Source organism: Leucothrix mucor DSM 2157, assembly GCF_000419525.1.
Lineage (GTDB): Bacteria > Pseudomonadota > Gammaproteobacteria > Thiotrichales > Thiotrichaceae > Leucothrix > Leucothrix mucor.
On sequence record NZ_ATTE01000001.1, the window covers coordinates 1,901,891 to 1,921,032 of the forward strand.

At 47.0% G+C, this 19,142-nt stretch carries 13 protein-coding genes; 8 read left to right on the forward strand and 5 right to left on the reverse strand.

Annotated elements, in window-relative coordinates; translation table 11 throughout:
* Positions 1 to 2: 2 nt before the first annotated feature.
* The 4 genes from LEUMU_RS0108455 to LEUMU_RS0108470 all read left to right on the forward strand — a co-directional run bounded on the left by LEUMU_RS0108455 (position 3) and on the right by LEUMU_RS0108470 (position 5,140).
* On the forward strand, positions 3 to 1,469 hold the full coding sequence (locus LEUMU_RS0108455) for a leucyl aminopeptidase (protein ID WP_022951854.1): 1,467 nt from the start codon (positions 3 to 5) through the stop codon (positions 1,467 to 1,469).
* The gene (locus LEUMU_RS0108460; protein WP_022951855.1) at positions 1,469 to 1,888 is read left to right on the forward strand and encodes a DNA polymerase III subunit chi; all 420 of its coding nucleotides are present in this window, start codon (positions 1,469 to 1,471) and stop codon (positions 1,886 to 1,888) included. The genes LEUMU_RS0108455 and LEUMU_RS0108460 overlap by 1 nt, the downstream gene beginning before the upstream one ends.
* A gap of 13 nt (positions 1,889 to 1,901) precedes the next feature.
* Entirely contained in the window at positions 1,902 to 2,204 is a 303-nt protein-coding gene (locus LEUMU_RS25215) for a hypothetical protein (RefSeq protein WP_022951856.1), read from the forward strand.
* 152 nt (positions 2,205 to 2,356) lie between these two features.
* Positions 2,357 to 5,140, forward strand: coding sequence for a valine--tRNA ligase (locus LEUMU_RS0108470; RefSeq protein ID WP_022951857.1), 2,784 nt, complete (start codon positions 2,357 to 2,359; stop codon positions 5,138 to 5,140).
* Positions 5,141 to 5,332: 192 nt separating this feature from the next.
* Here LEUMU_RS0108470 and LEUMU_RS0108475 read toward each other — a convergent pair whose 3' ends face one another.
* Positions 5,333 to 7,738: an ankyrin repeat domain-containing protein gene (locus tag LEUMU_RS0108475; RefSeq protein WP_022951858.1), complete on the reverse strand. Its 2,406-nt coding sequence runs from the start codon at positions 7,736 to 7,738 to the stop codon at positions 5,333 to 5,335.
* A 365-nt stretch (positions 7,739 to 8,103) separates the two neighbouring features.
* Between LEUMU_RS0108475 and LEUMU_RS0108485 the strand changes: the two genes are divergently transcribed.
* The 3 genes from LEUMU_RS0108485 to dapC all read left to right on the forward strand — a co-directional run bounded on the left by LEUMU_RS0108485 (position 8,104) and on the right by dapC (position 11,867).
* Positions 8,104 to 9,399, forward strand: a complete 1,296-nt coding sequence (locus tag LEUMU_RS0108485; RefSeq protein WP_026744604.1) for a DUF1800 domain-containing protein — start codon at positions 8,104 to 8,106, stop codon at positions 9,397 to 9,399.
* A 17-nt stretch (positions 9,400 to 9,416) separates the two neighbouring features.
* A complete protein-coding gene (locus LEUMU_RS0108490; protein WP_022951861.1) occupies positions 9,417 to 10,571 on the forward strand; it encodes a DUF1501 domain-containing protein in 1,155 nt (384 codons plus the stop codon).
* A 99-nt stretch (positions 10,572 to 10,670) separates the two neighbouring features.
* Complete coding sequence (gene dapC / locus LEUMU_RS0108495) at positions 10,671 to 11,867, forward strand: succinyldiaminopimelate transaminase (RefSeq protein WP_022951862.1); 1,197 nt, start codon at positions 10,671 to 10,673, stop codon at positions 11,865 to 11,867.
* A gap of 197 nt (positions 11,868 to 12,064) precedes the next feature.
* Here the strand turns inward: dapC and LEUMU_RS0108500 are convergent, their stop codons facing one another.
* Positions 12,065 to 14,404, reverse strand: a complete 2,340-nt coding sequence (locus tag LEUMU_RS0108500) for a Tex family protein (RefSeq protein WP_022951863.1) — start codon at positions 14,402 to 14,404, stop codon at positions 12,065 to 12,067.
* Between the two features lie 69 nt (positions 14,405 to 14,473).
* On the opposite strand from LEUMU_RS0108500, the gene LEUMU_RS25220 reads away from it, so the two are divergent.
* Positions 14,474 to 15,172, forward strand: coding sequence for a DUF599 domain-containing protein (locus LEUMU_RS25220; protein WP_022951864.1), 699 nt, complete (start codon positions 14,474 to 14,476; stop codon positions 15,170 to 15,172).
* Between the two features lie 71 nt (positions 15,173 to 15,243).
* Here LEUMU_RS25220 and LEUMU_RS25225 read toward each other — a convergent pair whose 3' ends face one another.
* From LEUMU_RS25225 to rnt, 3 genes are all read right to left on the reverse strand, one after another.
* The gene (locus tag LEUMU_RS25225; RefSeq protein WP_051155993.1) at positions 15,244 to 16,887 is read right to left on the reverse strand and encodes a flotillin family protein; all 1,644 of its coding nucleotides are present in this window, start codon (positions 16,885 to 16,887) and stop codon (positions 15,244 to 15,246) included.
* A gap of 119 nt (positions 16,888 to 17,006) precedes the next feature.
* Positions 17,007 to 18,329: a replication-associated recombination protein A gene (locus tag LEUMU_RS0108515; RefSeq protein ID WP_022951866.1), complete on the reverse strand. Its 1,323-nt coding sequence runs from the start codon at positions 18,327 to 18,329 to the stop codon at positions 17,007 to 17,009.
* Positions 18,326 to 18,964: a ribonuclease T gene (gene rnt, locus LEUMU_RS0108520; protein ID WP_022951867.1), complete on the reverse strand. Its 639-nt coding sequence runs from the start codon at positions 18,962 to 18,964 to the stop codon at positions 18,326 to 18,328. The genes LEUMU_RS0108515 and rnt overlap by 4 nt, the downstream gene beginning before the upstream one ends.
* Positions 18,965 to 19,142 lie beyond the last annotated feature (178 nt).

Genomic DNA, 19,142 nt, shown 5'->3' on the forward strand with positions numbered 1-19,142 from the left:
CAATGAACAACTCTTTTAAAAGCAACCTTCCCGTCAATCAGGCTGAGGGAGACTGCTTACTATTAGCCGTATATGCCGACAACACGCTTTCTGCAGCCGCAGAAGTGGCGAATAAAGCAAGCAACGGCGCAATCAAAGCCTTTCTGGAATATGGTGACTTCACGGGTAAAACTGATGAATCACTGATGCTGTATGACGTGGCAGGCCTTCAGTGCAAGCGCACTTTACTGGTCGGCTGTGGCGATAAAGCTGAGTTTGATGTGTTTAAACTGGGTGATGCAGTTAAAGCGGCCATGAGCAAACTGGCTAACAAAAACATTGAAGTCATTGTGTCGTACTTAGGCGATGAGTTTGCTGATCAGGCGGATGCCGTTGTCATGCAAAGCATTCTGAGTGCGGCAGATGCACGCTACCAGTTCACTGTACACAAAACTGAAAATAATGAAGCACCATTAAAGCAAGGCTTGGTTATTGCATTCACGGCCGCGGTTGCAGATGCTAGCGGGACTCTGGTACAAGCCGAAGGGATTGCAGCAGGTAGTGCATTCGCTCGTGACCTATCGAATCAGCCAGGCAACATTTGCCACCCAACCTACTTGGCAGAAGCGGCCAAAGATCTGGGAACTCAATTTGAAAACTTAAGCGTTGAGATCTTAGAAGAAGCCGATATGGAAACGCTGGGCATGGGCTCTTTATTGTCCGTTAGCCTAGGTAGCGACCAGCCAGCTAAACTAATCGTCTTGAAGTACAATGGCGCAGCAGATGATCAAGCACCTATCGCTCTAGTGGGTAAAGGCGTGACCTTTGATACGGGCGGTATTTCATTAAAGCCTGGCTTGAACATGGACGAGATGAAGTTCGACATGGGCGGCGCGGCGAGTGTGTTTGGCTCAGTAAAAGCTTGTGCTGAAATGAAGCTGGCAATCAACGTCGTCGGTGTCATCGGTGCAGTTGAGAATATGCCAAGCGCTCGTGCTACTCGCCCTGGCGACATCGTTAAATCTATGTCTGGCACCACCATCGAAGTCTTAAATACTGATGCGGAAGGTCGCTTGGTGTTGTGTGATGCACTGACTTATGTTGGCAAATACAAGCCGAAGCTCGTGATTGATATCGCGACACTGACCGGCGCTTGCATCGTAGCACTAGGCCGTGACATCTGCGCCCTGCTTGCCAATGATCAGGAACTGGCAGACGATATCCTTAAATCCGGCAGAACGATTGGTGATACGGCATGGCAGTTACCGCTACACGCGTCTTATAAGAAGCTACTGAAAAGTGCACATGCTGATCTTGGTAATATCGGTGGTCCGGCAGCAGGTACTATTACTGCGGCCTGTTTCCTGAGTCACTTCACTAAAGACTATCGCTGGGCGCACTTGGATGTTGCCGGTACCGCTTGGACTGGCAAAGATGCAACGGGCCGTCCGGTTCCATTGCTGACACAATTTCTGATTGATCAGGCTTAATGACAGAAATTAGTTTTTACGTCAGTAAGCAAGAAGGATTGCGCGACAGGCTGTTGGTAGCCTGTCGACTGATCCAAAAAGCTCACGACAAGGGTCTGCATGTGCACGTGCATACAGACTCTTTAGCTACGTCACGCCAGCTGGATGATCTACTCTGGACCTGGCACCCTTCCAGCTTTATTCCTCACGCATTGATCGAAAATGTGAAGCAGGAGAAGGTCACGATCGCCCACGATTATGAACCTTTAGAGCACTGCGACTACTTAATAAATATCTCTAATGACCAGCCCGGATTTTTTTCGAGATTTGCGAAAATGGGCGAAATTATTGATCAGTCCCCCGAGATATTGACCGATGGTCGCAAAAGATATGCCTATTATCGAGATCGGGGGTATACTCTCAAGTACTACCAACTGTAAGGAAGTTGTTAAGATGTCGAATCCCCCGTCGAAAGCATCTGCTCATATTCCTGTGATTTCTGATCTGGTTGTGCCCGGAAACCCCCGACTCCGGCAACAAGCCAATGATCGTGCAAATTCACAAGCTAATAATTATGTAGATGCGCTCAATTTGCGTATTGATGAACTAGAATCTGCCATTGGACAAGATACCATGGGCTCGCAAAGTCGTGCCTATGCCATTCGTGCCGAAGCCAATCGTGGTAAAACACCCCAGGCGCAGCGCATTAAAGGCAGCCCCAGAAAACCACCGACTGACGATAAAGGCTTGTCATAATCGCTGGTAACCAGGCAATCAATCTAATCTCTAAAAACAAAGCCATTCAATAAAATTGTCATCCTCAATTTGAAGTGAGAATAAGCACTGACGTCTGGCCTTGATTCGGGCTATAATTTCTCCCTTTCAAGACCAGACTACATAATATTCGCATGGATAAAACGTATAACCCGCAAGCAATTGAGCAACGTTGGTATAAGCACTGGGAAGCACAGGGCTATTTCAAACCAACGGGTGACGGTAACCCCTACTGCATTATGATTCCGCCACCGAATGTGACCGGAACTTTGCACATGGGTCACGCATTCCAAGATACCATTATGGATTCGCTGATTCGTTATCACCGCATGAAAGGTGATCAAACGCTTTGGCAGCCAGGTACCGACCATGCGGGTATCGCCACTCAAATGGTAGTCGAGCGTCAACTAAATGCCGCAGGCCAAACACGCCATGACTTGGGTCGTGAAGCCTTTGTTGAGAAGGTGTGGGAGTGGAAAGAAGAATCTGGTGGCACGATTACCAATCAGCTACGTCGCTTAGGTGCCTCACCTGACTGGTCGCGTGAGCGCTTCACCATGGATGAAGGGCTTTCAGAAGCCGTTGGTGATGTATTCGAGCGCCTGTACGATGAAGGCTTAATCTATCGCGGTAAGCGTTTGGTTAACTGGGATACCGTATTACACACAGCCCTCTCTGACCTTGAAGTGCTAAATGAAGAAGAAGCTGGCCACATGTGGCACTTCCGCTATCCTTTAGCTGATGATCAAGGCAATGCTACTGAAGAATACCTAATTGTTGCCACGACACGTCCGGAGACGATGCTCGGCGATACGGCCGTAGCTGTCCACCCAGAGGATCCTCGTTATCAGCACCTGATTGGCAAGCATGTAAAACTGCCATTAGTGGGTCGATTGATTCCGATTGTAGGCGATGATTATGCCGACCCTGAAAAAGGTACAGGTTGCGTAAAGATCACCCCTGCTCACGACTTCAATGACTATGAAGTGGGTAAACGTCACTCACTGGAAATGATCAATATTTTCAATGACAGTGCACAGATTAATGAAAAGGCACCTGAAGCCTATCAAGGTTTAGATCGCTTTGATGCACGTAAAGTCATTGTTGCTGATTTAGATAAGCTGGGCTTACTGGAAGAAATCAAAGATCATACGTTGATGGTTCCGCGTGGTGATCGTTCCGGCACAGTTGTTGAGCCTTATATGACTGATCAGTGGTATGTGAAAATTGCACCACTGGCTAAGCCTGCGATTGAAGCAGTTGAGTCCGGCCGCATTCGCTTTGTACCCGACAGCTACAAGAATATGTACTACAGCTGGATGAATGACATTCAGGACTGGTGTATTTCTCGTCAACTGTGGTGGGGACACCGCATCCCGGCGTGGTATGCCGATGATGGCAAAGTTTATGTCGGTAAAACTGCTGAGATCGTTCGCAGCAAATACAATCTGGCCGCTGACATTGCGTTACGTCAGGATGATGACGTACTGGACACGTGGTTCTCCTCTGCCCTATGGCCATTCTCTACTTTAGGCTGGCCGTCACAAACTGAAGCGCTGAAAACTTGGTACCCAACCAATGTATTGGTGACTGGCTTTGACATCATTTTCTTCTGGGTTGCCCGGATGATTATGTTTGGTCTGAAGTTTATGGATGGCGAAGTGCCCTTCCATGAAGTGTATATCCACGGATTGGTACGTGATGCCGAAGGACAGAAAATGTCCAAATCCAAAGGTAATGTAATCGATCCATTGGATGTTATCGATGGCATCTCGCTACCTGATCTACTGGAAAAGCGCACCAGCAACCTGATGCAGGATCACAAAAAGCAAAGCATCGCCAAAGCCACTGAACGCCAATTCCCTGATGGAATTCCAGCGTTCGGAACGGATGCTCTGCGCTTTTCGTTTGCCGCACTGGCGACGACGGGCCGCGATGTTCGTTTTGATTTACAGCGCATCGAAGGTTACCGCAACTTCTGTAACAAGCTGTGGAATGCCGCTCGCTATGTGCAAATGCAAACTGATGAAAAAGATATCGGACTGCATAATCCTGCACGCGAACTTTCTCAGGCTGATCGCTGGATTGTTTCTCGTTTACAGCACACTGCGACCGAAGTTGCCGGGCACTTTGATACCTACCGCTTCGATTTAGCAGCCAAAGCACTTTACGAGTTCACCTGGCATGAGTATTGCGATTGGTATCTGGAGCTTTCAAAGCCAGTGCTGTTTGCGGATGATGTAGGTGAAGCGGCTAAGCATGGCACACGTCATACCTTAGTTAGCGTGTTTGAATCCTTACTGCGCCTGCTGCACCCAATCATGCCGTATATTACGGAAGAGATTTGGCAGTCTATTAAACCACTACTGGAAATCGATAAAGACACTATCATGCTACAGGGCTACCCTGTTGCTGATCCGGCGCTAATCGACTTGCAAGCACAGCACGATCTGGAATGGGCTCAAGAATTCATTGTCGGCATTCGCAAGATTCGCTCTGAAATGGATATTAAGCCGGGCAAAGCGCTACCCGTATTGATTAGCAACTGGACCGAGCAGGACCAGAAGCAATACACACAATGCGAGCGTGAAATTCTGTCTCTGGCAAAAGTAGAGTCAGTGCAATGGTTAGCCACTGATGAAGCAGCACCAGAATCTGCAACGGCCCTTGTTGGTGAAATGCAAATTCTGATTCCATTGGCAGGCTTGATCGATAAAGCGGCTGAAACAGCTCGCCTGACCCGTGAAATCGAGAAGATCAATAAAGCACTGCAAGGTGTTTTAGGCCGTCTGAATAATCCTGCCTTTACGGATAAGGCTCCGGAAAATGTGGTTGCTCAGGTTCGCCAGCAAGCAGAAACCCAGCAAGCAGCACTGGACCAACTTCAGCAGCAGCTGGTTAAGATCGAAACGATGTAACAAGTATCTGCAAGGTATTTGAAGCAATAAAAAAGCCCGGCCTGATCACTCAGAAACCGGGCTTTTTTATACTTGTGATTTAGCTAAATTAAGTATCAGCAATTGGTACTATTAAGCTCCCCGCCACGTTAGCAGTTAGCTAATCTTTCAATAGTTTAACTCAAATACCAAATTTAGCAGTCCAGGATCTAATTAATTGGAGCGTACACCGCCACGGGAAAGAATAAATCTTTCTAAACTAGGATGTCTGGCAGCAATAGCCATATCCAGAGGCGTACTACCATCAGCCGCTTTTGCATTCACTTGAGCGCCTTGGGCCACTAATAGTTTAGCCATGTTTAGGTATCCACTTCGAGCAGCAATGTGTAACACAGTCCAACGGTTGCTTTGCGTAATATCAGGGCTTACACCAACTGACATACAGTTTTTCACATACGCTAAATTACCCACAGCTGCTTCTCGATGCATTTTCCCACCAATCACACAGTCATCGGTAATGGCTTTTATGCGAGCCAACTCCCGAGCCTTGATGGCACGGATTCGCTCGCGCTCGGTTTGTGGTGAACTTTGAGCTGATGCATTCGTGTTTGATGTAGATTGTGCCGTAGTGACAGCCTGATTGGAAACCGACGACTGTGCGGTATTTCTTGAACGAGACTGCGACTGAGTGGTCGCCCCTACTGGCGATGGAGTCACAGCAGGAGCCACTGGTGTTGTGCTTTGGGTATTTTGAGGCGATGTATTAGCACCATTACTCTCTGCACTGCCAGTAACTGCCGGAGCACTTACCTCATTAATTAAAGCCTGCGCTGCTGCAATTTCGGAAGCTAATAACTGCTCTTCCCACTCAGGCCTTGCTGCATTAACACGGGTATCGACCACCGTTGGCTCTTGCGAAGCTTCATTATCAACCGCCTGATCATTCTCTGCGGTAACCACTTCATTAGCCTCCGAGCCTGAAGCAACCTGAGCCTCTAGGCCTGAGCTATCAGGGCTAGAATCCGCCACTTGATCAGGGTCAGCTGATTCTGATAAAAAGGCTTCGGTGCTGCTTTGAGTTGACCCACTCTCTTGACTAGCTTCTGACTCAAGTGAATTAACGGAAAGTTGCTCCGGATCAGCAACGGGATCTTCGGATTGCAGTACAGCATTACTATTTAAATCTGATGTTTCTGTGGCTTCACTGGTATCCGAAGCAGTACCCACTGACGCAGACGCTGAATCAATAGCTTGATCTGCAGACTCCTCGCTAGCATCTACTACAGAATCAGCAACAACATCACCCGGCGCTGAGTCAACTGAAGCAGAATCAGAGCTAGATGAAGTAGCACCTACCTCAGTAACTTCTGCAATAGAGCCAGTTGAAACACTCTGTTCCGCAACACCTACTGACCCAACTTCTCCTGACTGAGATTCCACAGCAGCAGGTTCGGCATTACGCGTACTATTAGCAGTAATCTGATCCGCATCATGTGAATTAAGCATTGTATACGCCGTACCAGCAACACCAACTAACACAACCAGCCACCATAAGAGATGCTTCTTGCCCGTCTTCTCTGCAGGCTCTTGATAAGCTCGCTCAGCAATAATGGCTTCATCACTCAACGCTGCTGCTTTCGATGGATTCGCTTTGGGCCTTTCAGATACCGTCTCAATAGCCACCGCCTTCATACCAACTAACGGTGACTTAGCTTGTTTTGGCTGAGCAGGCTGTTCAGAAGCAACAGCTTTCTGGCCGACAGGTTCTGGTTCTACCGATGGCTCAGCTTGCAAAGCAGTCTGCAAACTATTCACAAACTCACGGCAATGGGCAAAGCGCTTTGTTGGGTTTCTTTCCAATGCCTGATCTAAAACATCAACAAACAATTGCGAATAAGCCTGAGTGACCGGCAACGACGGAACACGCGTGGTTGCCACCCGCATCCGGTAATCTTCACCCAAATCTGAAGCAAAAGGTGCTTTACCGGATAAAGCCCAATAAATAAGCGTCGCCAAAAGATATTGGTCATAACTACCCGAGTAATTACTTTTAATAAATTCAGGCGATAAATAATCCGAGGCATTAAGCGTTGTTAATGCGTCCTTAAACTTTCCTAAACGCTGCAAAGCAAATTCAGTAATAAAATCACCGATAATAATTTGCTGCTGAGAGCCTATTTGTACTGAGTCAGGACGTATATGGCTATGCACATAATCCGCTTGATGCAATTCATCAAGGATAACCGCCAACGGCGTTGCCCAATTCAAAACGGTTTCCGGGGGCTGCTCACCACCCGCTTCTTTAACTAATTGCAGCAGTGTTGGGTGATTAGTGTGTTGTAATATTGCATACGGATGTGACTCATATATACCACCCCCAATTATTTTAACCATTCCATTTAAACGAGCGCGGGATAAATGCTCCCAAGCATCTTTAAATGCGGCATTAAATCCGGGAATAATCAACAATTCAGTTTTAGGAAACGATAAAACTACCGAGCGATCGTCCTGCGTGGTATCTAATGCAAGATAGCAATAATTACAAAGATTATCGGCCAGCTGCTTTTGTATGTTAAACCGTTTGTCTATAAAAATGCCGTTAGCTAATGGTTGTTGCATGAGTCGTCCTTGATATGCACATTATTTTGTGGGCGAGATTAACATATATTAATCAAATTTTTACGTACCGTAACGGAAAAAACCATTAATTATTGGTAGCATCAACTCGCTATTAACAGAGACGTTTAATAAATATCACCAAACAAAAGGTATGTATCTGTTTCTTAAGGCAACATACAAACCTTAATCTAAGTTTAATGGCCAATAATTATCAATGGTTTTTGGTCGTCATAGATTTGTTTGATCAGCACTTGTTAAATAGTGAATTAGTAACGCAACGCAAATTTATCTATATTCCACGTGAACCAAATGAAAATGTTATTGTCACAACCTGCAATAACTAAAATAATGCGAGTATTAGTATAATGGGGAAGCTAGGACCTATCAGAGCCCGCCACCTGGTCTCAAGAACCGGTATTGGCGCAGAATGGGACATGATTCAGCGGTATAAAAATTTAAGCTTACAAGAAGCTGTTATTCATGTTTTAAGATACGTAAATTACAACTTACCACCAGCACCACGCACTACACCTTGGGCAAAAACGATTGCTAACCGCAACTCGATGAGTCGCCAGCGTAATATGCAGCGCATGTCCAAAAAAGAAGGTGCCGTGATTCAGACTTGGTGGGTTAATCACATGCTAACGACCAAAACACCATTCTTAGAGCGAATGACGCTGTTTTGGCACAATCACTTTCCATCATCTATCGACCAGACCAAACAACCAAGCGTGCTTTACGAGCAGAATGTCATGCTACGTCGCCACGCACTGGGTAACTACGGGCAAATGCTATTCGCGGTCGCTAAAGACCCCGCCATGCTGGTCTACTTAGATGGTTATAAGAACGTTAAAGAAGATCCAAACGAAAATTTTGCTCGTGAAGTACTGGAGTTATTCACCCTAGGTGGAACGCAGTACTACACCGAGCGCGATATCAAAGAAGCCGCCAGAGCCTTTACTGGCTGGGGCATCGATGATCGCACCGGAAAATTCATCAACCGCCCTGAGCGCCATGATAACGGTATTAAAACCTTTATGGGTAAGCGCGGCGCATTTACCGGCGATGATATCTTAAAGATTTTGTTACAACACCCACGCACAGCAGAAACCATTGCTGAAAAAATGTGGAGTGAGTTCATTAGTGTTACCCGCCCTAACCAAGGCTATACTCGCAAGTGGGCTCAAATATTTCGTCAGTCTAACTACGACATTAGCGCACTATTAATGGCCGTACTCAGTAGTGACCCGTTTTGGCACCCAAGTAATATGGGTGGCTTAATTAAATCACCCATTGAGCTAACTGTCGGCACGATGCGAACGCTACCTTATCGCCTGCAACGCAGCGATTTGTCGCACAACTTGGCACTAATGGGGCAATCGTTATTTGCACACCCTAGCGTTAAAGGCTGGAAAGGTGGAGAAAACTGGATCAGTACCCAGTCACTCATGCGCCGTAACGGTATTCTAACCAACCTGACTCGTGGCAACCTTCGCCAAAGTCATGATGGCCGCTTAATCGACAAAATGCCTGACTGTAGCGATGAAGAACTGGTGCAATGGCTGCTACCGGTTAACCCGCTCAACCCATTACCAACCCAACCCGGACGTCAGCGTCTGGTGCGTGCTTTGGTTCTGGATCCAGCATTTCAAGTAAACTAACGGCCGGGGTAAACACAATGGATCGTAGAGAGTTTTTACAATATTCCAGCTTAATTTCTGCAGCAGGCATCATGCCGGAAATGGCTTTTGCACAACGTCCTGCACGACAAAGAATCGTGGTATTCGTTGAGCTTAAAGGGGGTAACGATGGGTTTAATACCTTAGTACCGTATACCGACCCAGCATACCGGGAGCAACGTCCAACCATTCGCTTGGATGAGCGCAAGGTACTCAAGCTGGAAAAAGAGATGGGCTTACACCCTCACTTAAAAGATTTAATGCCATATTGGAATCGTGGTCAGATGGCGTGGATACAGGGTGTCGGTTACCCCTCTCCAGTCCTGTCACACTTCCGCTCAATGGATATCTGGGACACTGGCTCCAATGCCAATCAAATCCTGGAAGACGGCTGGTTATCACAAATACTACCACGTTATAAAGATGGACTGCACGGCATTTGCGTGAGCCCCGATGGCTCTAGCTTAGGCCCATTAGGCAGCAGCAAGCTCAACAGTGTGAGCATGCAAAGCCCGCGGATGTTTGTGAATCAGTCTAGTCAAATAGAAGATATAATCCCCGTAAATTCCACCGCAGCACTGGCGCATTTAACCAGAACACAGCACCAGCTGTATGACGTTGGTTATCAGTTACGCAGCAAGATGATGCGTAACTTGCGTCAAAAACCCAATCGCCGAGCTAAAGGTGTACTTGGACATAGCTTGGAGTCAGTTGCCCAGATGATTATCGCGGGCATCGACTCTCCGGTTTATAAAGTTACCCAAGATGGCTTTGATACACACTCCGGACAGGTTGGTCGTCATAACAATGTGATGCATCATGTCGGCAAAGGCTTAGCGGCGTTTGCTAACACCATGAAAGCCAAAGGCTTGTGGGATGATGTATTAGTCGTAACCTATTCCGAATTTGGCCGTCGTATCGGCGAGAATCGTGGTGGTGGTACCGATCACGGCACCGCCTCCTCTCAGCTAATTATGGGTGGACGCGTACGTGGCGGCTTATATGGCCGACACCCTGACCTTGGAAAGCTGGATGCCAATGGGAACGTTGCGCACACGACTGACTTCCGACAGGTTTACGCAACAATTTGTCAACGCTGGTGGCAGCAAAATCACCACCCTTGGCAGGGCCATAAAACGATCCCATTCGTTTAAACCCAACGCTCAACAAAGTGCCGCTGCTTGCGGCACTTTTTTTGGGTAAATCAGCAGACAGATACGGTATACTTTTCTTTTTATCAACTGCCTACTGCTATGAACTCAGATCTTCAACGGCTTCAGCCATACCCCTTTGAAAAAATCGCCCTACTCAAGCAGCAGGTTCAGCCGAATCCAGCGCTAACACCACTGTCTTTATCGATTGGTGAGCCTAAACACCCAACGCCAGAAATTATCTTGAACGGTGTTCGTGACCATGCGGATAAGCTAGCTGTTTACCCAAGTACTAAAGGTGTTCCTGAATTACGCCAGGCAATCGCTGACTGGCTCGTTAAGCGCTTTAAGCTGCCTACCAATGGAGTAAACCCAGAAACTCAGGTGCTACCGGTCAATGGCACCCGTGAGGCTTTATTTGCCTTCACCCAATGCATTGTTGAGCGCAAACCCAATGCTAAAGTGCTAATGCCTAACCCCTTCTATCAGATCTATGAAGGCGCGACCTTATTAGCCGGCGCAGAGCCTGTTTACCTGCCCTGCCTTGAGGAAAACAACTTTCTGCCAGATTTAGATGCGATTAGTGAACAGACTTGGCAAGACTGCCAGATCTTTTTCCTTTGCACCCCTGGCAACCCAACTGGCGCCCTAACTCCAGCTAGTGAAATCAAAAAGCTGCTAGAACTAGCTGAAAAATATGATTTTATCATTGCCTCAGACGAGTGCTACTCTGAAATTTATCTGGATGAAGCCAATCCACCAACTGGCTTATTAGAAGTTGCCGCCAGCGTGGGTAATACCGATTATAAGCGCTGCGTTGTCTTCCACAGCTTATCAAAGCGTTCCAATGCTCCCGGCTTACGCTCAGGCTTTGTGGCTGGCGATGCAGAGATCCTAAAAGCATTTTTGCTGTACCGCACTTACCATGGCTGCGCGATGCCACTGACGGCTCAGCTAACGAGTGTGGTGGCTTGGCAAGATGAAAGTCATGTATTGGAAAATCGTAATTTGTACCGCGATAAATTTGATGCCGTACTCAAGATTTTATCGCCGGTAATGGATATTCCGACGCCGCAAGCCAGTTTTTACCTGTGGGCGAAAACACCGATTGATGACGTCACTTTTACCCGTGATATTTATGAGCAGCAGCATTTGAATGTGGTTCCCGGCAGCTACCTATCACGAGAAGTGAATGGCGTTAACCCAGGCCAAAACCGCATTCGACTGGCATTGGTTGCTACGCCTGCGGAATGTATTGAGGCAGCTCAACGTATTAGGCAATTTATTGAAGCACTCTGATTATTACTAGTGTTGCGCGGCGCACAAGCCAGCGACCTCTGCCACACCACCTTATGAAATTTAATATTTCCTAAAGTAAAGTAAGTCTCTAAACGGCCGCAAAGCACTTAAGACAATAACCAACAAGCAAAAAAAAAGGGATAATTCAGCACTATGAATTATCCCTTTTTGGTTTCTAGCGTTGCCAAACCAGCAAATTATTTATTATTCTTTGCCTTAGCGAAAGCGTCCGCAAACGCATTATTAATCGGCGCAGATTCCTTCACTATTTTCGGCTTAGCAGGCTGACGGCTTTTGCCACGATTATCAGGCTTTTGCCCACCACGATTGGCAGCAGGTTTACCGCCTTCCGGCTTTTCCATCGGATCATCAAGGCGCATGGTTAACGCAATTCGCTTACGTGCCTCATCCACTTCCATGACTTTAACCTTAACGATTTGCCCAGCATTAACCACCTGATGCGGATCTTTAACAAAAGTATCGGACAACGCTGAAATATGCACCAAACCATCCTGATGCACGCCAATATCCACGAAAGCACCAAAGTGCGTTACGTTGCTTACCGTGCCTTCCAGAACCATTCCCAGCTTAAGGTCTGATAACTTCTCAACACCCTCTTTAAAGGTCGCCGCCTTAAACTCAGGGCGCGGATCACGACCCGGTTTATCCAGCTCGGCAATAATGTCATTCACCGTCGGTAAACCAAAACGCTCATCAATATAACGCTCAGGTTGAATGGATTTCAGTTGTGCGGTGTTGCCAATCAACTGACGAATATCCGTATTAGTATCTTTCAGCATGCGCTCAACCACACTATAAGACTCCGGATGCACTGCCGAGGAATCCAACGGGTTATCAGAGTTGCGAATGCGGATAAAACCAGCGGCCTGCTCAAAGGATTTCTCACCCAAGCGTGGTACTTTCATGAGCTGTTTACGATTCGTGAATACGCCATGCTCATCACGGTAATTCACAATATTCTGCGCAATGGTCTGATTCAAACCAGCAACCCGACTTAACAACGCCGCTGATGCGGTATTCGCCTCGACACCAACAAGGTTTACACAATCCTCAACCACTGAGTCCAGATTGCGAGCCAATTGCGCCTGATTAACATCATGCTGATACTGACCCACACCGATCGACTTAGGATCGATTTTAACTAACTCTGCCAGTGGGTCCTGTAAACGACGAGCAATGGAGATTGCTCCCCGAATCGTCACATCCAGCTCAGGGAATTCTTTGGAAGCCAACTCAGACGCCGAATAAACCGATGCACCCGCCTCACTAACAATAATCTTTTGCAAACCGAGCTCAGGATGCTTCTTCATCAGATCAGCACACAAGCGATCTGTTTCTCTGGACGCGGTACCATTTCCAATCGCCACTAAATGCACATCATGCTTAGCCGCCATTTTCGCTAGCTCTGCAATCGATGCATCCCACTGATTACGCGGCTGGTGCGGAAAAATTGCGGTAGAGTCCAGATACTTTCCAGTATGATCGACCACAGCCACTTTCACACCGGTACGCAAACCAGGATCTAATCCCATAGTTGCTTTCTGGCCAGCCGGAGCCGCCAATAACAAGTCTTTCAAGTTCTTCCCGAATACTTGAATGGCTTCTTCTTCGGCTTTTTGACGAAGCTCAGTCAGTAGCTCAGTTTCAAGCTTCATTTGTAGTTTAATTTTCCAAGTCCAACGCACGACTTCAGATAACCAGCTATCCGCCTTACGTCCTTGCTGACTAATATCAAAGCGCTTTGCAATGCGATATTCGCAAGGGTGCATATCTGAGCCATCTTCCGGTGCATCAACTTTTAACTGCAGAAAGCCTTCATTACGTCCGCGCAGCATGGCTAAAATACGGTGCGATGGTACTTTGCTTAAATTATCCGTGTTATCAAAATAATCCGTAAACTTGGCGGCTTCCTGCTCTTTACCCGTAACCACCACCGACTTTAGTTCGCCGCGTTGGCCCATGAAGTCACGTAACTCACCGACCAGATTTGGCTCTTCAGCAAAGCGTTCCATCAATACATATTTGGCACCTTCCAGCACGCCTTTTTCATCTTCAAAAGCCTGCTTATAGTCGGCACCGGTATTAAAGTATTTGGCTGCTTCCTGCACCGGGTCTAAGCTAGGGTTCGCCAGCAAGATATCCGCTAATGGCTCAATGCCCGCTTCAATGGCAATCTGCCCTTTGGTACGGCGCTTTTGCTTATACGGCAGGTATAAATCTTCCAGACGGGTTTTACTATCAGCCCCCATGATCTCTTGCTTTAGCGTAGGAGAAAGCTTGCCCTGCTCATCAATCAGCTTAAGAATGCTATCGCGACGGGAGTCCAGCTCTCTCAAGTAAGTCAGGCGTTCTTGTAATGCCCGCATCTGACTGTCATCCAAGCCACCGGTAACCTCTTTGCGGTAACGGGAAATAAAGGGTACGGTAGCGCCCTCATCCAGCAAAGTAACCGCCGCAGTAACCTGCTGGCTTCGGACATTCAGTTCATTAGCAATACGATCCGCTATAGCAATCATCGGCATTATCTGTGATTATTTTAAAGCATCGCATTATGATGAATTCTCCGCGACGATTAAAGGCCTTTTATGCAAGCTCTGGAAAACCTCCCCTTATCAGTATTAGATTGGGTCGCCTTAGTATGGTTTTTATTCTGCTGGCTAGGCTATAGCCGCTACGCCAACACCCACGAAAAATCACTGATGACCGTCATGGCCAGATGGCGGGACCGCTGGGCAATGGCAATGCTAAAACGCGATAACCGCATTATGGACTCACAAGTCATTATGGGATTATCTGCCGTGGTGACGTTCTTTTGCTCGACCTCTCTATTTATTACAGCCGGCTTGTTTGCAGCCATCGCGGCATCAGAAGAAATCGTCGCCCTGCTCAATCAGCTGTCGTTTGTTATCAAAACCGAAGTCAGTGTGGTCGAGCTGAAATTAGCTTTGATGATCGTAATCTTTATCTACGCGTTTTTTAAATTCGCTTGGTCGATGATGCAGCACTCCTACAGTGCCGTTATTCTGGCATCAGTCAGCAATGATGAGGCCGAGAAAAGTGAGCAGGATGAAGCCGTTGCCAAACTGATGAGCCGCCTAAGCACACTCGGCGCTCAGCACTTTAATGATGGAGTACGCTCTTATTACTATGCACTGTCAGTGATTAGCTGGTTTATTCATCCATTAGTTTTTATCTTGGTTATTAGCTGGGTGATTCTGGTGCTGTATCGGCGGGACTTTTACTCAAAGATGGTTAAGCACTTACGTAAAACAATTGGTGAATAACTACTGCTAGCTGCCAACCGTCATTGCTACGGGTATTTGGCAGCCAAGCTACTTAAATTGTGTTACCTGAATTAGTCGTTGCTAGATGACTTCCCTGCAGATTTCGGCTTTGGCTCTGGAGCACTATCGTCAGGCGCTTCATGGTCAGCTGACTCGCCAAAACGATACAAGCCGGTCATATCAGCATCTGGTGGGATTTCATCATTTCCAAGTTCCTGACCACCATTATGCTTCTTGGGATTCATTTCACGTTGCAGGCTTTTAGTCAGGTCTTTAATACCGGTACCAGTGAGGCCGATTTCGTTCAACAGCGACTCAACCATTGGCGCTTGAGCACGATAACGCAAAGCACTATCCACCACCTGATCAGCTAAACTACCACCGCCACCATTGCCACCACCAGACCCCGGTGGTAAAGCACCACCCGCACCGCCTCCACGACTGACAACATTCGAGAAGCCATCAACCTGCATAATCTTAATGCCTTCGATATTCTCCAGTGGTCGTACACTTTCGCGAATAATTTCAGGCAGCTGCGAAACAATCTTAGTTTTAACCTGCATCGCAATCTGCTTATCAGAGAGCTGATTGGCCGCCAAGTTAAGTGCTGTCTTACCCTGAGCTTCCACTTCAAAACGCACTTTCGCAGCACCGGCTTCACGCACTTCCGCATCCGCATGCGCAATGGCAAAGATGCGTTGACGGTCCGCTTCTTTCTCAGCACTAATCACTTCTACCAAGCGGTTCCGATCGGCCTGTGCTTTCTCTTGAGCTGTGGTGATTTCTTCTTTCTTAGTCGCAGCCTTGGCTTTAACTTCATCCGTTTCAATCCATGCCTCAGCGATGGAGCGCTCTGCCTCAGCTTTTGCCCGACTTTCCTTACGGCGCGCTTCCTGCAACTCAATAGAGGTTTGAATTCTGGCTTCTTCGATCTGCCGATCAACAATGATCTTCGCTTCTTCAATCGCTTTTTGCTGTTGTTGGTCCGCAAAAGCTTCCTGCTTTTCAATGTCAAGCTGCTTGTTATGCGCCTCTAAATCGCCTTGCTTAATGGCGATCAGCTTGTTGTTTTCAACTTCATTCTGACGCTTTAAGTTATCTGCAATTTGCTGCTTGATATACGTCAGACCCTGTACATCAAAGGCATTGTCCGTATTGAAGAATTTGAGATCAGTCTGATTTAACTGTGTCAGTGCCACCGACTCCAGCATCAAACCCATTTTAGCCAAATCCGTCTTAACACCTTCTTCGACGTTGCGACCAAACTCACTGCGCTTATCGTGCATGTCCTGCATATCCATCACGGATGCAGCGCGGCGCAAGGCATCAACGCAACGACCTTCAACCTGCTCTTTCAATTGATCGGGATACAAAGTTCGCTGACCCAAGGCCTGAGCCGCTCTGGCAATGGATTCGTGATTCGGTTCGACACGCAGAAAGAATTCAGAGTTAACATTAATTCGGGTACGGTCCTTGGTAATCAGGGACTGCTCATCACCCCGTGAAATGATGATTTTCAGGGTACTCATGTTCACATTGATCTTGTCATGCAGAACGGGGAATACGAAACCTCCATTATCGGAGAATACTTTTTCACCACCCAAGCCGGTACGAACAAAGGCCAATTCTTTAGTGGATCGCTTAAAAAACATGACAAACGCAACGGTAGCGACTGCCACCACAATAACCAGCAAAATCCCAATCGTTAATAGCATGCTCAAATTATTCCCTGCCCAAAATATCCTTCAGAATACTGCCAGCCATCGCTTGTCGCTCAATGATTAAGTCTTGACTATCAGTTATTTAAGCAGTTTAGCATAGTCATTAGATTAAACTAGCTGGATTTTTTGCGGGCAATCTTATCTTTTTCGCGAAGCGCTTTTAACTTGTCGCCGATCTTGATTTCAAGGCCACGGGCAACCGGCTGATAGTAGACGCGATCTTGCAAGGCATCGGGTAAATAGGTTTCACCCGCAGCATAGGCATCGTCTTCATTGTGCGCATAACGATAACCCTCATTAAAGCCCATTTGCTTCATCAAACGTGTGGGCGCATTACGTAAATGCATGGGGACTTCGAGGCTGCCAGATTTAGCCGCATCATCTTTCGCATGATTGTAAGCCATGTAAGCGGCATTACTTTTAGGTGCAACTGCAAGATAAAGTACCGCCTGAGCCAATGCCAACTCTCCTTCAGGACTCCCTAAGCGATCAAATGTCTGCCAGGCATCCAATGCCAGCGATAGAGCACGCGGATCGGCATTACCGACCTCTTCGCTCGCCATACGCACAATGCGGCGTGCAACATAATGAGGATCACAACCACCATCCAACATGCGGCAAAACCAATACAAAGCCCCATCAGGATTACTACCACGCACCGACTTGTGCAGAGCCGAGATCTGTTCGTAAAAGACATCACCCTTATTATCAAAGCGGTTATGCCGCTCAGTGGCTAATTCAGCAATGACGGATTCTGAAATAATAACGCCATCATCGTCGGGATTCGGCTCGGCTAAATCGACCGCAATTTCTAACCAGTTAAGCGCCCTTCTGGCATCACCATCTGCGGCAACTGAAATATTATCAACCACCTTTTCAGGCACTTGCAGGCCTAACTTACCAAAGCCAACCACTTCATCGTTAATGGCACGGCTTAAAACCTGACGGATATCGTCCGGCGTTAGCGCCCGCAGCACATAGGTACGCAAGCGTGATAACAAGGCATTATTTAATTCAAAAGACGGGTTTTCAGTGGTCGCACCAATGAAAATAAAGGTGCCATTCTCAATATGCGGCAAGAAAGCATCTTGCTGAGACTTATTAAAGCGATGGACTTCATCAACAAATAACACGGAAGCCCGCTGAGTATCCGCATAATGTTGTCGGGCTTTATCAACCGCCAAACGAATATCTTTAACGCCAGACAATACGGCAGAGAGTGTTTGAAAGGCCGCACCACTGTAGTTTGCAATCAGACGAGCCAGTGTTGTTTTGCCGGTGCCCGGTGGCCCCCAAAACAACATGGAGTGCAAATGATCCTGATCAATCGCCGCTCGCAAAGGTTTGCCAGCCGCTAATAAATGAGACTGGCCGGCATAGTCTTCTAGCCGTTCAGGCCGCATGCGATCGGCCAGAGGCTGGAACGCATTACTCATTCTTCTAAGCTAGGTACGTATTGACGCCATTTATTCATTACATGGCAAAATAAGTCGGCCGTTTTTTCAGCATCATACATGGCAGAATGCGCCTGTGTACCATCCCAATCAAAGCCTGCTTTTTTCACTGAACGCGCTAAAACCGTTTGCTCAAAAGCCATGGCTGCTAAAGTCACGGTATCAAAGGTGCTAAATGGGTGAAACGGGTTGCGCTTTTGCTTAAGACGTTCTACTGTTGCATTAAGAAAGTTCAGGTCAAATGCTGCATTATGTCCCACTAGTACCGCACGGTTACACTCATTTAACTTGATTTCTTCGCGGGTAGCTTTGAACATCTGATTAATAGCAATACTTTCATCAACGGCTATTTGTTGACGGAAGGGCTGAAACGGATCAATACCGTTTACCTCCAGAGATTTGGGGTCCATATTAGCCCCCTCAAACGGTTCTATGTGCCAGTTCAGCGTTTTCCAACGGTAAAGGTCGCCATTAGCGTCTCGACGGATAAATACCGCCGCCATTTCTAATAGCGCATCTGTTTTGTGGTTAAAACCTCCGGTTTCAAGGTCAATCACTACCGGCAAAAAGCCTCTGAAACGCCCTGCGAGAGGGTAAATTTGGGATTCTTCAGTCATACTATCAAGCTTACAGTAATGCTAAATAAAATAACACAGGATTCATTTTCTCTGGGTTAATTTAACAATTGTTAAAACGGCCTTGAATTTATTCTTCCCTCGTAAGTTACTGTTTTTAAAATTGATATTTTTTAAGATTTTTTTTCTAGGATAAATTAAAAATCACTGCTATGCTAGA